The sequence below is a fragment of the Photobacterium sp. 2_MG-2023 genome, assembly GCF_030547675.1.
Classification (GTDB): Bacteria; Pseudomonadota; Gammaproteobacteria; order Enterobacterales; family Vibrionaceae; genus Photobacterium; species Photobacterium arenosum.
The window spans coordinates 1-508 of sequence record NZ_JAUOQQ010000068.1 but is presented as its reverse complement, the minus strand read 5'-3'; the positions used below and the strand labels follow the sequence as shown (position 1 = coordinate 508).

The 508-nt window shown below is 44.3% G+C and carries 1 protein-coding gene and 1 pseudogene; both read right to left on the bottom strand.

Features of this window, described 5'->3' with window-relative positions; all coding sequences use genetic code 11:
• Positions 1–63: 63 nt before the first annotated feature.
• The gene (locus Q4491_RS21495) at positions 64–291 is read right to left on the bottom strand and encodes a hypothetical protein (protein ID WP_303460819.1); all 228 of its coding nucleotides are present in this window, start codon (positions 289–291) and stop codon (positions 64–66) included.
• A pseudogene (locus Q4491_RS21490) lies at positions 276–508 on the bottom strand (hypothetical protein); the annotation flags it as partial. The pseudogene Q4491_RS21490 and the gene Q4491_RS21495, both read right to left, overlap by 16 nt.

Below are 508 nucleotides of genomic sequence, written 5' to 3'. Positions count from 1 at the left end.
TTATTGAACCAAGTGCGCAATGAAATGAATTTGGTGATTTTGATTGAAAATTGGTCATCAATCTCAGGGCGATTTATGTACCGGGGCTGCCTGTTGAAGAGCACAGCGAAAGCTGACACCTGAGTAATAGGCTTTTTCGACCGGATCTCTATAAATACGGGCGAACGTCATTGTTGTTCCTAACGCATCGCGCTGAACCTTCTGTGTGCCGGATGCAGGGCCTTTGGGGTTGAGTTCCGGAGAAATCTGATAATAGTCGGGGGAGTACCAGTCATTCACCCATTCACCCATTCACTGACCTGATTTGTCATGCCATAAACCCCTAAAGGGTTCGGATAAAATTTGTCGACGACCTCAATATCGGTTGACGCATTGGCATCATTTTCAGTGTACTCAATATAATACTCTGTCTCAGGATCGAAATAGATCCCCCTGATCTGATCCAATACTTTTGGACACCGCGTTAAGTGAGTAAAATGACTTATCGAGGTGAATATGACAATCAAGA